Genomic DNA, 17,007 nt, shown 5'->3' on the forward strand with positions numbered 1-17,007 from the left:
GCAGACGGCGAAGGTGTGTTGGCGTCACTCTACGGCAGGCTCCGCCGGGGCGGCGGTGCGGTGGAACACCAGCAGCCGGTTGTTCGCAGGCATGGCGTGGTCGTGCGCGAGCGCGAGGCCGTGCTGTGCCGCTAGCGCCACGATGTCCTCGAAGTGGCGGATGCCGCTGTGCGGGTCGCGCTGGCGCAGCCAGGCATCAAAGGCGCGGTTGCTGTCACTGGTGTAGGTTCCGCCGTAGTTGAAGGGGCCGTACAGCGCCAGCACGCCGCCGCCAGGCAGGTGGGCGCCCGCCAGCGCGAACAGCCGCTGCACCAGCGGCCAGGCCACGATGTGCGCGGTGTTGCTGCTGAATACCGCGTCGAACGGCCCGCTGCCAGGGGCGCCCTGCGGCCAATCGCTGTGCGCCAGGTCCAGCAGCAGCGGCGGGCGCAGGTTGGGGGCCGGGTGCTGCGCATGCCAGGCGCGTATGCCCGCGTGGTTGTCCGCCAGGTCGCTGGTCTGCCACACCAGGTGGGGCAGGCGCGGCGCGAAATACACGCTGTGCTGGCCCGTGCCCGAGCCGATTTCCAGCACATGGCGCCGGTCGGCGAAGGCCTGCTGCAGCACGGCGAAGATGGGCGCCTGGTTGTTTTCGCAGGCCTGGGAAAACGGCAGGGGAGGGTGACTCATGGCATGTGTGCTCAAAGCGCCTGTACTTCCACGGTGACGTGCGACAGCTCGTGCACCGGCAGCAGCAGGGCCTTGTAGTGTTGCGCGGGCTGCGGCGTGGCCGAGGCGACGGAGATGATGGCAGCAAAATGGCCCGGGCCGACCTGCCAGACGTGCAGGTCTTTCAGCGTGTCGCCCGTGGCGGCGAGGATGTCCTCGATCTCCTGGCGGACCTGCGGCCCTTCGGCTGGCGCATCCAGCAGCACGCTGCCGGCGTCACGGATCAACCCCCAGGACCAGCGGGCGATCACCAGCGCGCCCACCACGCCCATGGCCGGGTCGGCCCAGAGCCAGCCGTAACTGCGCCCCACGAGCAGCGCCGCGATGGCCAGCACGGAGGTCAGCGCGTCGGCCAGCACATGCAGGTACGCGGCGCGCAGGTTGTTGTCGTGGCCATGGCGGCCGTGATCGTGGTCGTGGTCGGCGTGGTGATGGTCGTGCACGTGATCGTGGCCATGGTGGTGGTGCCCATGTCCGCCATGCAGCAGCCGGGCGGACACCAGGTTCACCACGAGGCCGATCACCGCCACGGCGATTGCCTGCTCGAAGCGGATGGGCACGGGGTCGGTCAGCCGCAGGAAGCTCTCCCACGCGATGAGCAGCGCCACGATGGCCAGCACCACGGCGCTGGCGAAGCCGGCCAGGTCGCCCATCTTGCCGGTGCCGAACGAGAAGCGTGGGTTGGCCGCATGGCGGCGTGCATACCCATAGGCCAGCGCCGTGATCAGCATGGCACCGGCGTGCGTGGACATGTGCCAGCCGTCGGCCACCAGGGCCATCGAACCGTACAGCTTGCCCGCCAGGATCTCGGCGACCATCATGCCGGCCGTCAGCGCGATCACGAGCCACACGCGCCGCTCGTTGCGCTGGTGCTCCGCGCCCAGGAAGACGTGGTGATGGTCGGCGGGGAAGGGTGCGGGCGCCGCGCCCGCGGTGTGCAGGGTGGAGGAAGTCATTTCAGGTACGAGCGCAGGATGTCCATCATTTCTTCGCCGCCGGTGCGGCGCTCGGCATCGGTGCCAGCGTCCACCACATGAGCCTGCAGGTGGCCCAGCATGACTTCGGTGGTCAGACCATTCATGGCGCCGCGTGCCGAAGCGAGCTGCCGCAGCACTTCCGCGCACGCGGCGTCACCCTCCAGGGCGCGCTCGACGCCCTCCATCTGGCCCTTGATGCGCCGCACGCGTGCGATCAGCTTGTCTTTTTGTCCGTGGGTGTGGGACATGGAATGACTTGAAAATATAGTGCGGGGGGCTATGCTAACCCGGCCGCACGGACCGCGGCGGGAACTTGGCCATTGCGCGCAGCGGGCGCGTGCGCAATATGTTGTTGAAATGGGCTGCAGCGCTTGATGGAAAAGCGCTACATGCTATTTAATTAATAGCGTAAGTCCGTTGACGGAAACATGCCGCGCCATGCGGGCGGGGGTTACCCGTGCGCGATGCGCGCGGCGATGGCCTCGCCCACCTGCGTGGTGCTTGCCGCACCGCCCAGGTCTGGTGTGCGTGGGCCGCTTTTGATGATCTCTTCGATGGCCGCAACGATGGCATCGTGGGCCTGCCGCCCCGCGCCCTGGCCGTGGGTCAGGAAGTCCAGCATCAGCGCGCCGGACCAGATCATGGCGATCGGGTTGGCGATGTTCTGGCCGTAGATGTCGGGCGCCGAGCCGTGCACGGGCTCGAACAGGCTGGGGAAGGTGCGCTCGGGGTTCAGGTTGGCCGACGGTGCCAGGCCGATGGTGCCCGTGGTGGCGGGCCCCAGGTCGGAGAGGATGTCGCCGAACAGGTTGGTGGCGGCCACCACGTCGAAGCGCCCCGGCTGCAGCACGAAGCGCGCGGTGAGGATGTCGATGTGCTGCTTGTCCAGCGTGACTTCGGGGTAGCCCTTGGCGACATCGTCGGCGCGCTGGTCCCACCAGGGCATGCTGATGGCGATGCCGTTGCTTTTGGTGGCCAGCGTCACGTGCTTGCGCGGGCGGCTTTGCGCCAGGTCGAAGGCGAACTTCAGCAGGCGGTTGGCGCCGTGGCGCGAGTAGACCGACTCTTGGATCACGATCTCGCGGTCCGTTCCCTCGTACATGATGCCGCCCAGCGACGTGTATTCACCCTCGGTGTTCTCGCGCACCACGAGGTAGTCGATATCGCCGGGCTTGCGGCCGGCCAGCGGGCAGGGCACGCCCTCGAACAGACGCACGGGGCGCAGGTTGATGTACTGGTCGAACTCGCGGCGGAACTTCAGCAGCGAACCCCACAGCGAGATGTGATCGGGTACGGTCGCCGGCCAGCCCACGGCGCCGAAGAAGATCGCATCCATGCCCGACAGCTGCGCCTTCCAGTCGTCGGGCATCATCTGGCCGTGCTGGGCGTAATAGTCGCAATGCGCCCAGTCGAAGGTGTGCAGTTCCAGGTTCAGACCGAAGCGCCGGGCGGCGGCCTGCACGGCGCGCAGGCCTTCGGGCATGACTTCCTTGCCGATGCCGTCTCCGGCGATCACGGCGATCTTGTGGGTGCGTTGCTGCTGCATGGGTGGCTTTTCAAACGATGTAAGCCCGCCATTGTTCACCGAGGAGAGCGTCCGTTCAATGTGCGCGCCCGTGTCTGCGTCTTTCGTGACGTTGGCAGGACGTTTGCCGCTGCGCACGGAATGGCGGGGGGACGCCCAGTACGGGGGCCGCGCCCCGCGCAGCCCAGCGGTCTGCCAGCAGCCAGGTCTGGGGGTGTCCGAGCGGCTGTTGAGCGGGGCGTGTGCGGCGCAGCGAAAACGATAGCTACCAGCGCTTGCCAGCGAATGAACTCAATGCCAAATGGGTCTGTGATCGAGACAGATCAAGCGCAAGCAGCTATGAATAGCATAGTGGCAATTAACTGCTCAGCGCGGCCTTCACGGCGGCCGACACCTGGCCCATGTCGGCCTTGCCGGCCAGGCGGGTCTTGACCACGCCCATCACCTTGCCCATGTCTCCGGGGCCCACCGTCTTGCCCAGTTCTGCGCCGACTTCGGCCACGATGGACTTCACTGCGGTAGCCACTTCGTCGGCCGACATGCGTTCGGGCAGGTAGGCCTGCAGCACGGCCATTTCGGCCTTTTCCTTGTCGGCCAGGTCCTGGCGGCCCGCGCCCTCGAAGGCGGTGATGCTGTCCTTGCGCTGCTTGATCAGCTTGTCCACGATGGCCACGATGGCCGCGTCATCCAGCGTGATGCGCTCGTCCACTTCCTTTTGCTTCATGGCGGCCTGCAGCAGGCGGATGGTGCCCAGGCGCTCGCTGTCCTTGGCGCGCATGGCGGTTTTCATGTCTTCGGTGATCTGGTCCTTGAGGCTCATGGTGTTTCTCCAGTCAAACGGTGTAGAAAACAAAAAACCCGCGCTTGGCGTCCCTAGCGCGGGTTTTGTGGCGTCTGGTGTCAACGCCGGGCTGTGCTTAGTACAGCTTCTTGGGCAGCTGCATGCTGCGCACGCGCTTGTAGTGGCGCTTCACGGCGGCAGCCTTCTTGCGCTTGCGCTCGGCGGTGGGCTTCTCGTAGAACTCACGGGCGCGCAGGTCGGTCAGCAGGCCCAGCTTTTCGATGGTGCGCTTGAAGCGGCGCAGGGCCACGTCAAAGGGTTCGTTTTCTTTTACACGAATGGTCGTCATTAGCTAATGTTTTCCAATAGGTGCCGCTAGCGGGTTTTCGGGAAGATCGGGCCCAAAAGCCATATACGGCGGTTTTCCCCGTCTGTAACTAGTATCCGGCCGACGGGGTCATGCCAGCAGAGCCGAGCATTATAACGGCTCTGCGCTGCCGGGCAAGCGGCTGCCCGGCGCGGGGTTGGGCACAGGCCGCGGCGCATGGCAGGCGCGCGAGTCGGCGGGTGCCTCTCCTCGCGCATGTAGGCCGTAGTCGCGCTGCACGGTGGCCACGCGCAGCCGGTAGTCGGCAAACACGCCTGCGCGGCCCGCCGCCTGGGCCTGGCGGTGCTGCGGCAACGCGCGCCAGCGGGCCACAGCTTCTTCGTCGCGCCAGAAGCTCAGCGACAGCAGCTTGCCGGGCGTGGACAGGCTCTCGAAGCGCTCCACGGAGATGAAGCCGTCGATGGCCTGCAGCGCGGCGCGCAGGTCTGCCGCCAGGTCCAGGTAGGCCTGGCGGCCGTCGCTGCTCGGCTGCACTTCAAAGATGACGGCGATCATGGCTGGGCCTGCGTGGTGGTGGGCAATGCGGGGCGCGCGAGGGTGCCCGCCACCGCCTCGGTGAAGCTGCGTTCCTCGCGCAGGATGAAGCGCTGGCGCTGCGCCATCTCGAAGTTGGCGCGGCCCTCGGGGTCGGCCTTGAGCCGGGCGCGGTAGGCCTCGTAGTCGGCCAGGCTGGTGAAGGCGATCAGGCCCCAGGCCTCGTAATTGGTGCCCTCGCTGGGCAGAAAGTAGCCCAGCAGGTGGCCGCCGCAGCGCGGGATGATGCGCCCCCAGGCTTCGGCATAGGCGCAGAAGGCTTCGCGCTGAAAAGGGTCGATCTCGTAGCGGATGAAACAGGTGATGGGCATGGCGTGCTCCTGTGGTGGGTGGATGCGTCCATGGTGCCGGCCGTCGCACGGCCGATGTTTCGTCCTGGAGCGAAGCGTGCGCCGGGCTGGCTGCGGCACACTGCGCGCATGAACACCAACCAGATTGCGCATGTCGCGGCCCTGGTGGGCGAGCCGGCACGCACCGCCATGCTGGTCGCGCTGATGGATGGGCGCGCCCTTACGGCACGTGAATTGGCCGAGGCTGGGCGCGTGTCTGCCGCCACGGCCAGCCGCCACCTGGGCCTGTTGGTGGAGGCCGGGCTGCTGGTGCTGGAACGCCAGGGGCGCCATCGGTACCACCGCCTGGCTTCGCCCGAGGTGGCGCATTTGCTGGAAGGGCTGATGCAGCTGGCCGTGCGGCAGGCGACGGTGTCGCGGCCCGTGGTCGTGGGCCCGCGCGACGCGGCGCTGCGCCAGGCGCGTACCTGCTATGACCATATTGCCGGCCGCCTGGGCGTGGCCATCGCCGCGCACCTGTTGGAAGAGGGCGCCATCGTCTTCGATGACGATGCGGGTGGGCGGGTGACCGGCCGGGCGCAGGCCGTGCTGGCACCGCTGGGGCTGGCCGCGCAGGACGCACTGGCCGCAGGCGCCGCGCGGCGCCCACCATGCCGGCCCTGTCTGGACTGGAGTGAGCGCCGTCCCCACATGGCCGGGCGCCTGGGGGCGCTGCTGTGCGTGCATTGCCTGGAGCGCGGCTGGCTGCGGCGCGCGCAGGCATCGCGCGCGCTGGAGATCACGCCGCCCGGCGTGGCGGCGCTGCGCAACTGGCTGGGCGTGGTGCGCTGGGGCGAGGTGACCGGCTGACTGGGGTGATGCGCTGGCCTGACGGCAAGCCGCTGGCCCCTAGAAGCGGCGAGCCGGTAAACCCCTGATGCGGGTGCAGGGACCGCATGCGGGTTTGGCGGATTTTTAAAAGATTCATAACATATGAATATTAAAACTCCGCCCCACGGTCATGTCCTCACAACCCGCCATCCTCGACGCGCCCGTCGCCGGTCGCGAGGCGTCGCAGGCGCCCGCACTGGAGCAGGCGCTGCAGCGCCCGTACCAGCACGGTTTCGTCACCGACGTCGAGTCCGATTCCCTGCCGCCGGGCCTGGACGAGGACACCATCCGCGCCATCTCGCGCAAGAAGCGCGAGCCGCAGTTTTTGCTGGACTGGCGGCTGGCGGCCTTCGAGCGTTGGCGTGCGATGGAGTTGCCCGACTGGGCGCACCTGAAGATCGAGCCCATCGATTTTCAGGCGCTGAGCTACTACTCGGCACCGAAGTCGCTCAAGAACGCGCCCAAGAGCCTGGACGAGGTGGACCCGAAACTGCTGGAGACCTACGAGAAGCTCAACGTGCCGCTGCACGAGCGCGCCCGCCTGGCCGGCGTGGCGGTGGACGCAGTGTTCGACTCGGTCTCGGTGGGCACCACCTTCCGCGAGCAGCTGGCCGAAGTGGGCGTGATCTTCTGCTCGTTCTCGCATGCGGTGCAGAACCACCCGGAGCTGGTCGAGAAATACCTGGGGACCGTGGTGCCGCAGGGCGACAACTTCTATGCCGCGCTGAACTCGGCGGTGTTTTCCGATGGCTCCTTTGTCTACATTCCCAAGGGCGTGAAGTGCCCCATGGAGCTGTCGTCCTACTTCCGCATCAACGCGCAGAACACGGGGCAGTTCGAGCGCACGCTGATCATTGCCGAGGAGGGCAGTTCGGTCAGCTATCTGGAGGGCTGCACCGCCCCGCAGCGCGACGAGAACCAGCTACACGCCGCCGTGGTGGAGTTGATCGCGCACGACGACGCGTTCATCAAATACTCCACGGTGCAGAACTGGTACCCCGGCGACGAGAACGGCGTGGGCGGCATCTACAACTTCGTGACCAAGCGCGGCCTGGCGGCCGGCAGGCGCTCGCGCATCGCCTGGACGCAGATCGAGACCGGCTCGGCCATCACCTGGAAGTACCCCAGCGTGGTGCTGCGCGGCGACGAATCGAACGGTGAGTTCCACTCCATCGCCGTGTCCAACCACTTCCAGCAGGCGGATACCGGCACCAAGATGATCCACCTGGGCAAGAACACCACCAGCCGCATCGTCTCCAAGGGCATCAGCGCGGGCCACGCGCACAACAGCTACCGCGGCCTGGTGCGCGTGAACCCCGGCGCCGCCGGCGCGCGCAACCACACGCAGTGCGACTCGCTGCTCATCGGGCCCGACTGCGGCGCACACACCTTCCCCTACGTGGACACCGCGCGCAGCGATGCCGTGGTGGAGCACGAGGCCACCACCACGCGCATCTCGGAGGAGCGCCTGTTCTATTGCCAGCAGCGTGGCATCGACCCGCAGGAGGCGACGGCCCTCATCGTCGGCGGCTTTTGCCAGGCGGTGCTGGAAGAGTTGCCCATGGAATTCGCGCTGGAAGCCAAGGCGCTGCTTGCCGTGTCGCTGGAAGGCGCGGTGGGTTGAGATGACAAAGTTTGAATGAAAAAGGCCTCTAGCCCTTATCCATCCAGCGCGAATAGCTATCAAATTAATAGGGAATCCACATGACCTCCACCACTCCTTTGCTGCAAGTGCGCGACCTGCGTGTGCGCGTTGGCGAGCGCACCGTGCTGCAATCGGTCTCGCTGGACGTGCCCGCCGGCGCGCTCGTTGTGCTGATGGGCGCCAACGGCAGCGGCAAGAGCACGCTGGGCATGGCGCTGGCCGGCCACCCGAGTTACCAGGTGCAGGACGGCCAGGCGCTGCTGGACGGGCTGGACCTGCTGCAGCTGCCCGCGCATGAGCGCGCCCGCGCGGGGCTGTTCGTGTCCTTCCAGTCGCCGCCCGATGTGCCCGGCGTGAAGAACAACCTGTTCATCCGCACCGCGCTGAATGCCGTGCACGAGGCGCGCGGCCAGCAGCCGCTGGACGCGTTCGACTTCCTGGCCAGCGCCAAGCAGACCGCCCATGAACTGGGGTTGCCCCAGGCCATGCTGGGCCGCCCGGTGAACGAAGGCTTTTCCGGCGGCGAGCGCAAGCGCAACGAACTGCTGCAACTGGCGCTGCTGCAACCGCGCCTGGCGCTGCTGGACGAGATCGACTCGGGCATGGACGTGGACGGAGTGCGCGCCGTGGTCGCGTTGGTGCAGAAACTGCGCGAACAGGGCACGGCCTTCATCGTCGTATCGCACTACCTGCACCTGATCGAGCAGCTGCAGCCCGACACCGTGCTGCGCCTGGACCAGGGCCGCATCGCCGAGACGGGCGACGTGGAACTGGCGCGGCGCATCGCCCGTACGGGCTTTGCGCGCCAACCTGCCACGGCGGAGGCATGACACCATGAACAGCGCACAAGCCGACATGCATGCCGCGCGCGAGCGCCTGCAGACGCAGGGCTGGATTGCCCGGCGCAGCGAAGCCTTTCACCACCTGCCCCCACCCGCGCTGCAGGACTGGCTGGGAACGCAGGCCGGGGTCGTCGACGAGGCCTCGTTGCCCGCGGGTGCGGGCTGGACGCTGCGCCTGCCCCACGCACAGGCGGCCACCAGCGTCCAGGCGCGTTGGCTGGACGCCCTGGATCCGGCGCAGCGCGCCGAGTTGATGGCAGGGCTGCCGTCGCCAGAGTCCGGCAGTGGGGATGGGGCTGCTGCCCCCTTCGCCTGGGCGCACCGTGCCCTGTGTCGCCGGGGCCTGCGCCTGCGCGTGGCCGCCACGCCGGGCCGTGAGCGCGAGCCTGTGTGCCTGGAGCTGTACCACCAGCCCGGCGCCGCGGCCGAGGCGCCCTTGCTGGTGCTGGACGTGGAAGCCGGCGTGCAGTGCGTTCTGATCGAAACCCATGAGCGGCCTGCCGCAGACGGTCTGTCGACCGTGGCGCAAAACCTGCACGCCCACATTCGTCTGGCGCAGGGGGCACGGCTACAACACCTGCGCGTCGCTGCGCCGTTGGCTGACGACCGCGTGGCGCACCACCTGCAGGTCCATGTGGCGGCAGGTGCCGCTTATGCCCAGGCGCTGGTTGCCACGGGCGCCAGCTACCACCTGCAACGCAGCCACATCACGCTGCAGGGCGCGGGCGCCAGTGCGCGGCAGGCCGCGTTGCTGCTGTTGGCGGACGGCAAGCTGGACCAGCAGACGTACACCGACCTGCAAGCCGCCCAAGCCGTGAGCCAGGTCGAGACCCTGGCCCTGGCCCAGGGCCGCGCCCACGCGGTGGCGAATGCCTATACGCGCATCGCGCCCGGCAGCGAAGGGGCCGATGTGCGCCAGCGCCTGGCCGGCGTACCGCTGGCAGGCCAGCCGCGTTTGATCCTGCGCCCGCACCTGGAGATCCTGCACGACAACGTGCAGGCCGCGCACGGCGCTACCTGGGGCGCGTTGCCCGAGGATGCGCTGTTCTACGCCCGCCAGCGCGGGTTGGATGACGCGGCTGCGCGCGCGCTCATCATCGAAGGCATGGCCCAAGCGTTGCTTGATCGATGCCTGGGGGCCGAGGGGGACGGCATGCTGGCGCAGTGGCTGCAGAGCGGCTGGCTGGCCGGTGCGATCGCCCGCCTGAAGCCCACAGCCGAGGAGGCACACCATGGGTAAACCACATCCTTTGTTGCACACCGGCGGCCTGCCGGTGCAGGCACTGCGCGCGCAGTTTCCGGTGCTGGCGCAGCGCATCCACGGCCAGCCCCTGGCCTATCTGGACAACGCCGCCACCACGCAGATGCCGCTGGCGGTGCAGGAAGCCATGCAGCGCTTCGAACGCCATGACCGCGCCAACATTCACCGCGGCGTGCACACGCTGAGCCAGCGCGCCACCGACGCCTTTGAAGAGGCGCGCGCCACGCTCAAGCGCTTCATCGGCGCGGGCATGCAGCATGAACTGGTCTTCACCAGCGGCACGACCGAGGCGCTGAACCTCGTGGCCCAAGGGTTGTGGGCAGCGGGGCCGGGCAAGGCCTGGCTGCGCCCCGGCGACCGCATCATCGTGAGCGGGCTGGAGCACCATGCCAACCTGGTGCCCTGGCAGCAGGCTGCACGCATGAGCGGGGCGGAACTGGTCGTCCTCCAGCCCGACGCTCAGGGGCGCGTGCATGAGGCCGATCTGGCGCCATTGCTCACACCCAACACCCGTGTGCTGGCACTCACGGCCTGCGCCAATGCCACGGGCGAGCGTCCTCCGTATGAGGCGCTGCTGGCCATGGCACGCGCGGCTGGCGCCCTCACGGTGCTGGATGCCGCGCAGGCGGTGGGCCATGCCATGCCCGCTCTGGCGGAGCTGGAGGCGGACTTCATGGCCTTCTCCGGCCACAAGATGTACGGGCCCATGGGCACCGGCGCACTGGCCGGCCGGCGCGAGGCGCTGGAGCGGTTGTACCCGCTGCGCCTGGGTGGCGACATGGTGGAGTGGGTGAGCTACACCGCTGCGGGCTATGCGGCGCTGCCTGCGCGGCTGGAAGGCGGCACGCCCAACGTGGCCGGGGCCGTGGGCCTGGCGGCGGCGGCGCGCTTCATCGATGGTATTGGCCGAGAGGCCATTGACCTGCACGTGCAGACCCTGCGCGCGCAGGCGCTGGCGGGCTTGTCGGCACTGGAGGGTGTGACGGTGCTTGCCCCGCATGCCACGCAGGCGTCGCTGGTGTCGTTCGTGGCGCGCGACGTGCACCCGCACGACATCGGCACGCTGCTGGACGAGCGCGGCATCGCCGTGCGCACGGGCCACCACTGCGCCCAGCCGCTGCAGGAGCACCTGGGGCTGGGGCCGACCACGCGCGCATCGTTCGCGCTGTACAACAGCCATGAGGAGGTCGAGCGCTTGATCGCCGGCGTGGCACAGGCGCTGGAGGTCATGCGATGACTGGATTCACCGGCAACGCCGAGAACGAGCTGTACCAGGAGGTGGTGTTGGAGCACAAGCGCGCACCGCGCAACTTCGGCCATCTGCCGCAGCCCACGCACCAGGCGCAGGGCACCAACCCGTCGTGTGGCGACCGCATTGCCGTGGAACTGCAGCTGCAGCAAGGGCGCGTGCAGGACATCCGCTTCACCGGCCAGGGGTGCGCGATTTGCATGGCCTCTACCTCGATGATGACCGAGGCCGTGAAGGGCAAGGAGGTTGCCGCCGCGCAGGCGCTGCAGCAGCACTTTCGTGCGGTGTTGACGGGGGAAGAAGCGCCTGAGGATGCCCCGCTGGGCAAGCTGGTCAGCCTGGCCGGCGTGCGCCAGTACCCCAGCCGCATCAAGTGCGCCCTGCTGGGCTGGCATGCGCTGATGCATGCGATTGCCGACAACGGCAACGGCCAGAGCGTAAGTACTGAGGAGGAGCCCGCATGACCTACCGCCGCCATCGCGAGGATGTGCTGGTGCGCCGCAGCGTGACCGTGGAGGCGATTCCCAGCGGCGAGCCGATCGAACTGGAGGCCGGGCAACTGGCGCAGATCACGCAGGCGCTGGGTTCGTCCTTCACGCTGCTGGTCGAAGGCCAGCTCATGCGGCTGAAGGGTGTGGATGCCGACGCTATCGGCAAGACGCCGCCCGAGACTATCACTGCGCCCGCGGACCTGCCCATCGAGGAACTGGAGCCGCTGGTGTGGGAGACGCTGCGCACCTGCTACGACCCGGAGATCCCGGTGAACATCGTGGACCTGGGCCTGGTGTACCGGCTGGCCTTCGAGCCGCTGCCCGACGATGCCCACAAGGTGCGCGCGCTGGTGGACATGACGCTCACCGCCCCCGGCTGCGGCATGGGCGAAGCGATTGCCGACGAGGTGTGCGACAAGCTGCTGGCCCTGCCGCGCGTGGGCGAGATCACGGTGAATCTGGTGTTTGACCCGCCCTGGGACCGCTCCATGATGAGCGAGGAGGCGCAGCTGGCGCTGGGGCTGTGAAGCAGGGACGATCAAAAAGGGGCAGGTGATACCTGCCCCTTTTGCTTTGGTTGAGTGGCTTCGCCGATCAGCCGCAGCAGGCACCGCCCGAGCAGCAGGAGTCTTCAGCCTCTGCGGCAGCCTGGGTCTTGGATGCCAGCTTGGTGATTTCGATCTGCCACTGTCGGGGGCCTGCCTCCAGGTACGCCCACTGGAACTGGCCGGGTGCACGGCCTTCCAGTTGCATGCGCAGCGGCACGGGGTCGTGGTCGTTCACGATCTGCAGCGACTCGCCCGCGCCCAGCGCGTCCAGGCGGCCAAAGATTTGCGCATGGCGCTCATAAGGAGCGATGGTGCGTACGTCGATCACGGAAACGGTGTTGCTCATGGTTCAACCTTTCGGGTGTGTGTAGAAAAAAGGGGGGAGGGAGCTTGCAGTTGTGAGGCATGGGCCGGCATCAGCCGTCCTTGCCGTCCAGACGGGTGCGCATCAGCCAGGGTGTGTAGATCACGAGGTAGATCGCGAAGGCGATGGCCCACAGGCAGGCGGCGCCTTCCAGCGCATAGGCGTACCAGGCGGGTTGCACGGCAGGCACCAGCACACGCAGCACGGCGGCCAGCATCACCAGGGCATAGGCCACCACCTCGCCGCGCGAGGGCTGCAGTGGCCGGCCGGTGTGGCCGCGCGCGGTGCGCGTGACCATGCCGATGATCAGCCCGCCGATCACGCCGACGGCAAAGGCATGCACGGCCAACGACGGCACGACCCAGCCCAGTTGCGCCAGCGCCAGCAGCACGAAGCCCAAGGGCAGCCATGCGTACGAAGCGTGCAGGATCCAGAGGATGGGGCGCTTGAACGTGACCTGCGGATGCCACTTCCACAGCCGCACCGCATGCATCACACCCGCCGCGAGGCTGGCCACCAGCACCACCGGCGCGGGCGCTGCGAACACCCACAGCGCCAGCGCCACGGCCGTGACGGCCAGCAGCGACAGCTCGAACTTGCGCGGCATGTTGATGACCAGGCCGGGCGTCACGTTGCGCGTGAACATGGGCACCACGCGGCCGGTGATCACGCTCACCACCATGAGGATCAGCGCCAGCTCGGCATACAGCGCGCTCACGGCCGGCACCGCCACGATGCCCAGCACCGAAAGATGGAACACCAGGTTGGCCGCAGCCATCAGCAGCAGCAGGCAGATCAGCGGAATGTTGCGTTTGTTGCCGGCCTTGATCAGCACGCGCAGCAGCACGGCGGCCACGGCGGGCAGCAGCAGCATGTCCAGCGTGGCATAGACGGCGTAGGGCGCCACCAGCGAAGCCAGCCGCGCGGCCAGCCACAGCAGGGCCAGCGCGCCCAGCAGCGGACCACGGGCCGTCTCCAGGCCGGTCCAGGCCTTGACGGCGGTGAGCAGAAAGCCCACCACCACGCCCGCGGCGAAGCCGAACAGCATCTCGTGCGCATGCCACAGCAAAGGTGACATCGGCAACGGCACCTGGATGCGGCCCAGAAAGATCGCTATCCACAGCGGCACCGCCAGACAGGCCAGCAGGGCCGTGCCCAGGTAGAAGGGCCGAAACCCCAGTCGCAGCAATGGCCAGCCGTGCAGCGGAGCGGCGGACTGGGCCGGGCGGGAGGCGGAGACGAGCGGGGGCAGGGACATGGCGGGCCTTTGGCAGGGCGGTTTTCTTAAGATTCATTTTACATGAATATTAAAAATCGGCCAGAAGTTCGCGCGCAGACGGCCCCTAGAGACGGAGGGCGTTCAGTGGAGCGGCAGAGCCTGGGCGCAGGCGTGGGCGCTGGCCCAGGCCCATTGGAAGTTGTAGCCGCCCAGCCAGCCGGTGATGTCTACCACCTCGCCGATAAAGTACAGGCCCGGCTGGGCCTTGCATTCCATGGTCTGTTGCGACAGGGCGCGCGTGTCCACGCCTCCCAGCGTCACCTCGGCCTTTTTGTAGCCTTCGGTGCCCGTGGGGGTGAGCTCCCAGCGCGCCAGCCGCTCGGCCAACCGCGCCAGGGCCTTGTCCGCGGCCTCGTTGATGGGGCGCTGCCAGTCCGCACTCTGGCTGGCCCAGGCGTCGGCCAGACGGCTGGGCACGAGCGCGGCCAATTCGTTGGCGATCAGCTTGCGCGAGCGCACCTTGGCCTGGGCCAGTGCGGCCGGCAGGTCCACGCCCGGTGCGAGGTTGATGGCCAGCGGCGTGCCCGGCTGCCAATAGCTGGAGATCTGCAGCACGGCCGGGCCCGACAGCCCGCGGTGCGTGAACAGCAGGTCTTCCACGAAGGCCATGCGTTCCTTCTTGGCGCCGGTGCTGATCTCCACCGGCAGCGCCAGCCCGGCAAGCTGCGCGTAGGGCGCCCAGGCCTGGCCGTCGAAGGTCAGCGGCACCAGGCCGGGGCGCTGCGCCACCAGCGGCAGTCCGAACTGCTGCGCCAGCCGGTAGCCGAAGTCCGTGGCACCGATCTTGGGGATGGACAGCCCGCCCGTCGCCACCACCAGGCTGCGCGCCTGCACCGGGCCGCGGTCGGTATTAATTTGATAGCTGCCAGAGCTTGTGCCGCCTGCCTCATCGGCCAAAAAGACTACATTCTTGACCCCGCAGGGCTGCCAGCGCTCCACGCGCCCCTGGGCGCATTCGGCCAGCAGCATGGCGATGATGTCCTCGGCCGAGCGGTCGGCAAACAGCTGGCCCTTGTGCTTCTCGTGGTAGGCGATGCCGTGGCGCTCCACCAGCGCGATGAAGTCCGCCGGCGTGTAGCGCGACAGCGCGGAGCGGCAGAACTGCGCGTTCTGCCCCACGAAGTGCTTGTGTGGCGCGCGCACGTCCAGGTCGCGGTTGGTGAAGTTGCAGCGCCCACCGCCCGAGATGCGGACCTTCTCGGCCACCTTGTCCGCATGGTCGACGAGCAGCACCTTGAGCCCGCGCTGGCCCGCCTGGGCGGCGCAGAACAGGCCGGCGGCGCCGGCGCCGATGATGACGGCATCAAAGAAGGGTGTGGACACGGGCAGCAACCTGGCGGGCAAAGCCGCCGATTGTCGCGTACGGGCTCCGAGGCCGTGCAGTGCAGGCAGTTCAGTGCATGTAGTTGCCGTCGGGCCCGATCACGGCAATGTCCACGTAGCTGGAGCCATTGCGGTTCTGCGCACTGTACTGGTAGGTGTAGCCGCCCAGGTCCACCTTGTGCAGCCCTTCCAGGGTCGCGGCCAGCGACGCGCCCGTCACCGAAGGCCCCGCGGCGCGCAGGCCTTCAATGAGGATGCGCGCGTCCAGGTAGCCCCTGAAGCGGTCATAGTCCACGGGGTGGCCGTGGCGCTTCATGGACGCCTGGAACTCGCGCGCCACGGCGGTGGTCAGCCGCGTGGGCGGCGGCGTGGTGCGCGCCACGGCCAGCCCGCGCGCGTCACTGCCCAGCGCGCGGATGACCTGCGCACCCGCGCCCAGCGACAGCGTGTACACCGGCACGCCCAGGTGCGCCTTATTGGCGCGCACGTAGGCCACCACGGGCGGGCCCGCGGCAATCATCACCACGGCTTGCGGCCGCAGGGCCGCCAGGGCCTTGGCGGCGGCCTCGGCGTCCTGGCCGCTGCTGTGCATGGCATGGGCGCCCACGAAGGTGCCGCCCTCGGCCGTGATGGCCTTCTCGACCAGGGGCAGGGCGAGCTTGCCGAAGTCGTTGTTCTCGTAGGCGACGCCGATGCGCGTGGTCTGAATGGCCACGAGGTTGCGCACGATCTTCACCAGCTCGTCCGCGTAGCTGGCGCTGGTGGTGAACAGGTAGGGGCTGCGCGCGCCGTGCACTGCGGGGCTGCCGGTGTAGACGGCCACCAGCGGCGTGCGTGCCTGCGCCAGGTAGGGCAGCAGCGCCAGCACCTGCGAGGTGCCGGCCTGGCCGAACAGCGCGACCACGCCGCTGTCCTGCACGAGTCTGCGGGCGTTGTCCAGGGCGAGCGCGGCGTCGAACTTGTCGTCCAGGGACACGAGCTGCACCTTGCGCCCTGCGACGCCGCCGGCCTCGTTGAAGTCCGCCAGGGCGGCTTCCTGCCCCTCGTGCACCGGCGTGAGGAACGGCGCCATGGGGCCCGACAGTGCCGAGGAGCGCCCGATGAGGATGGCTGCCTTGGCGTCTGCCGAGCGCTGCTGGGCCAGCGCCGGCCACGCGAGCGCACAGGCACTCGCGCACAGCGACTGCAGCAGCCGCCTGCGCGGCGCACAAGGGTGGACGATGAACGGCGTGGTCATGAGAGCTCCCTGCTTTTTGTATTGGGCTGGCGCTGCACCGCCATGGGCAGCGCAGGGGCCATGCTAGGAACGCCGGCGCACGCGCCCACTGGGGGAAACCAAGAAACCGTGACGCGGGTGTGACACGGGGCGTGGCGGGTGAAGGCACGTGCTCCGGCCCCGCACGGTCGGCGTAAACACGCTCTAATACCGCCATGCACCTTCCCGCGCACCAACTCAGCATGACCGTGCTCATGTCGCCCGACATGGCCAACTTCTCCGGCAACGTCCACGGCGGCGCCATCCTCAAGCTGCTGGACCAGGTGGCCTATGCCTGCGCCAGCCGCTATTCGGGCAGCTACGTGGTCACGCTGAGCGTGGACCAGGTGATGTTCCTGCAGCCCATCCACGTGGGCGAACTGGTGACCTTCCTGGCCAGCGTCAACCACACGGGCACGTCGTCCATGGAGATCGGCATCAAGGTGGTGGCCGAGAACATCCGCACCCAGGTGGTGCGGCATGTGAACAGCTGTTTCTTCTCGATGGTGGCAGTGGACGATGCGGGCAAACCCACCCCCGTGCCGCCGCTGGCCCCCACCAGCTACGACGAGCGCCGCCGCTGGGAGGCCGCGCTGCTGCGCAAGGCCCTGCGCAAGGAACAGGCCGAGCGCTTCGCGCAGATCCGCCAGGCGGCGCAGGCCAGCGCCGCCGGCTGA

At 68.3% G+C, this 17,007-nt stretch carries 20 protein-coding genes; 8 read left to right on the plus strand and 12 right to left on the minus strand.

Features of this window, described 5'->3' with window-relative positions:
• Positions 1-24: 24 nt before the first annotated feature.
• The 8 genes from MRB47_RS07800 to MRB47_RS07835 form a co-directional block, all read right to left on the minus strand.
• Positions 25-669: a DUF938 domain-containing protein gene (locus tag MRB47_RS07800; protein WP_252102375.1), complete on the minus strand. Its 645-nt coding sequence runs from the start codon at positions 667-669 to the stop codon at positions 25-27.
• Positions 670-680: 11 nt separating this feature from the next.
• Entirely contained in the window at positions 681-1,664 is a 984-nt protein-coding gene (gene dmeF, locus MRB47_RS07805; RefSeq protein ID WP_252102376.1) for a CDF family Co(II)/Ni(II) efflux transporter DmeF, read from the minus strand.
• Entirely contained in the window at positions 1,661-1,933 is a 273-nt protein-coding gene (locus tag MRB47_RS07810; protein WP_088886391.1) for a metal/formaldehyde-sensitive transcriptional repressor, read from the minus strand. The genes dmeF and MRB47_RS07810 overlap by 4 nt, the downstream gene beginning before the upstream one ends.
• A 203-nt stretch (positions 1,934-2,136) precedes the next feature.
• The gene (locus tag MRB47_RS07815) at positions 2,137-3,231 is read right to left on the minus strand and encodes a tartrate dehydrogenase (protein WP_252102377.1); all 1,095 of its coding nucleotides are present in this window, start codon (positions 3,229-3,231) and stop codon (positions 2,137-2,139) included.
• 337 nt (positions 3,232-3,568) lie between these two features.
• Complete coding sequence (locus MRB47_RS07820; RefSeq protein WP_011806014.1) at positions 3,569-4,030, minus strand: GatB/YqeY domain-containing protein; 462 nt, start codon at positions 4,028-4,030, stop codon at positions 3,569-3,571.
• A 97-nt stretch (positions 4,031-4,127) separates the two neighbouring features.
• The gene (gene rpsU, locus MRB47_RS07825; protein WP_007833691.1) at positions 4,128-4,340 is read right to left on the minus strand and encodes a 30S ribosomal protein S21; all 213 of its coding nucleotides are present in this window, start codon (positions 4,338-4,340) and stop codon (positions 4,128-4,130) included.
• 129 nt (positions 4,341-4,469) lie between these two features.
• Entirely contained in the window at positions 4,470-4,874 is a 405-nt protein-coding gene (locus MRB47_RS07830; RefSeq protein ID WP_103738029.1) for an antibiotic biosynthesis monooxygenase family protein, read from the minus strand.
• Positions 4,871-5,224, minus strand: a complete 354-nt coding sequence (locus tag MRB47_RS07835) for an NIPSNAP family protein (protein WP_252102378.1) — start codon at positions 5,222-5,224, stop codon at positions 4,871-4,873. Before MRB47_RS07835 ends, MRB47_RS07830 begins: the two co-directional genes overlap by 4 nt.
• Before the next feature lie 108 nt (positions 5,225-5,332).
• Here MRB47_RS07835 and MRB47_RS07840 point away from each other — a divergent pair, with 108 nt between their 5' ends.
• The 7 genes from MRB47_RS07840 to sufT all read left to right on the plus strand — a co-directional run bounded on the left by MRB47_RS07840 (position 5,333) and on the right by sufT (position 12,088).
• The gene (locus MRB47_RS07840; protein WP_252102379.1) at positions 5,333-6,052 is read left to right on the plus strand and encodes an ArsR/SmtB family transcription factor; all 720 of its coding nucleotides are present in this window, start codon (positions 5,333-5,335) and stop codon (positions 6,050-6,052) included.
• Positions 6,053-6,203: 151 nt separating this feature from the next.
• The gene (sufB, locus tag MRB47_RS07845; RefSeq protein ID WP_123676040.1) at positions 6,204-7,697 is read left to right on the plus strand and encodes a Fe-S cluster assembly protein SufB; all 1,494 of its coding nucleotides are present in this window, start codon (positions 6,204-6,206) and stop codon (positions 7,695-7,697) included.
• An 80-nt stretch (positions 7,698-7,777) separates the two neighbouring features.
• Positions 7,778-8,548, plus strand: a complete 771-nt coding sequence (sufC, locus tag MRB47_RS07850) for a Fe-S cluster assembly ATPase SufC (RefSeq protein WP_252102380.1) — start codon at positions 7,778-7,780, stop codon at positions 8,546-8,548.
• Between the two features lie 4 nt (positions 8,549-8,552).
• Positions 8,553-9,800, plus strand: coding sequence for a SufD family Fe-S cluster assembly protein (locus MRB47_RS07855; protein WP_252102381.1), 1,248 nt, complete (start codon positions 8,553-8,555; stop codon positions 9,798-9,800).
• On the plus strand, positions 9,793-11,058 hold the full coding sequence (locus tag MRB47_RS07860; RefSeq protein ID WP_220637650.1) for an aminotransferase class V-fold PLP-dependent enzyme: 1,266 nt from the start codon (positions 9,793-9,795) through the stop codon (positions 11,056-11,058). The genes MRB47_RS07855 and MRB47_RS07860 overlap by 8 nt, the downstream gene beginning before the upstream one ends.
• The gene (gene sufU / locus MRB47_RS07865; protein ID WP_011806006.1) at positions 11,055-11,534 is read left to right on the plus strand and encodes a Fe-S cluster assembly sulfur transfer protein SufU; all 480 of its coding nucleotides are present in this window, start codon (positions 11,055-11,057) and stop codon (positions 11,532-11,534) included. Before MRB47_RS07860 ends, sufU begins: the two co-directional genes overlap by 4 nt.
• Positions 11,531-12,088 (plus strand): putative Fe-S cluster assembly protein SufT, encoded by a 558-nt coding sequence (sufT, locus tag MRB47_RS07870; RefSeq protein WP_088886400.1) that lies wholly within the window; start codon positions 11,531-11,533, stop codon positions 12,086-12,088. The genes sufU and sufT overlap by 4 nt, the downstream gene beginning before the upstream one ends.
• Before the next feature lie 67 nt (positions 12,089-12,155).
• Here sufT and MRB47_RS07875 read toward each other — a convergent pair whose 3' ends face one another.
• The 4 genes from MRB47_RS07875 to MRB47_RS07890 all read right to left on the minus strand — a co-directional run bounded on the left by MRB47_RS07875 (position 12,156) and on the right by MRB47_RS07890 (position 16,312).
• Positions 12,156-12,455: a DUF2249 domain-containing protein gene (locus tag MRB47_RS07875; protein WP_011806004.1), complete on the minus strand. Its 300-nt coding sequence runs from the start codon at positions 12,453-12,455 to the stop codon at positions 12,156-12,158.
• A 70-nt stretch (positions 12,456-12,525) separates the two neighbouring features.
• Entirely contained in the window at positions 12,526-13,731 is a 1,206-nt protein-coding gene (locus tag MRB47_RS07880; RefSeq protein ID WP_123676044.1) for an NnrS family protein, read from the minus strand.
• A gap of 102 nt (positions 13,732-13,833) precedes the next feature.
• On the minus strand, positions 13,834-15,075 hold the full coding sequence (locus MRB47_RS07885; RefSeq protein ID WP_252102382.1) for an NAD(P)/FAD-dependent oxidoreductase: 1,242 nt from the start codon (positions 15,073-15,075) through the stop codon (positions 13,834-13,836).
• Positions 15,076-15,145: 70 nt separating this feature from the next.
• On the minus strand, positions 15,146-16,312 hold the full coding sequence (locus MRB47_RS07890; RefSeq protein WP_123676045.1) for an ABC transporter substrate-binding protein: 1,167 nt from the start codon (positions 16,310-16,312) through the stop codon (positions 15,146-15,148).
• Positions 16,313-16,506: 194 nt separating this feature from the next.
• On the opposite strand from MRB47_RS07890, the gene MRB47_RS07895 reads away from it, so the two are divergent.
• Positions 16,507-17,007, plus strand: coding sequence for an acyl-CoA thioesterase (locus MRB47_RS07895; protein WP_011806000.1), 501 nt, complete (start codon positions 16,507-16,509; stop codon positions 17,005-17,007).

The sequence above is a fragment of the Diaphorobacter sp. LI3 genome (assembly GCF_022807955.1).
GTDB classification, from domain to species: domain Bacteria; phylum Pseudomonadota; class Gammaproteobacteria; order Burkholderiales; family Burkholderiaceae_C; genus Diaphorobacter; species Diaphorobacter nitroreducens.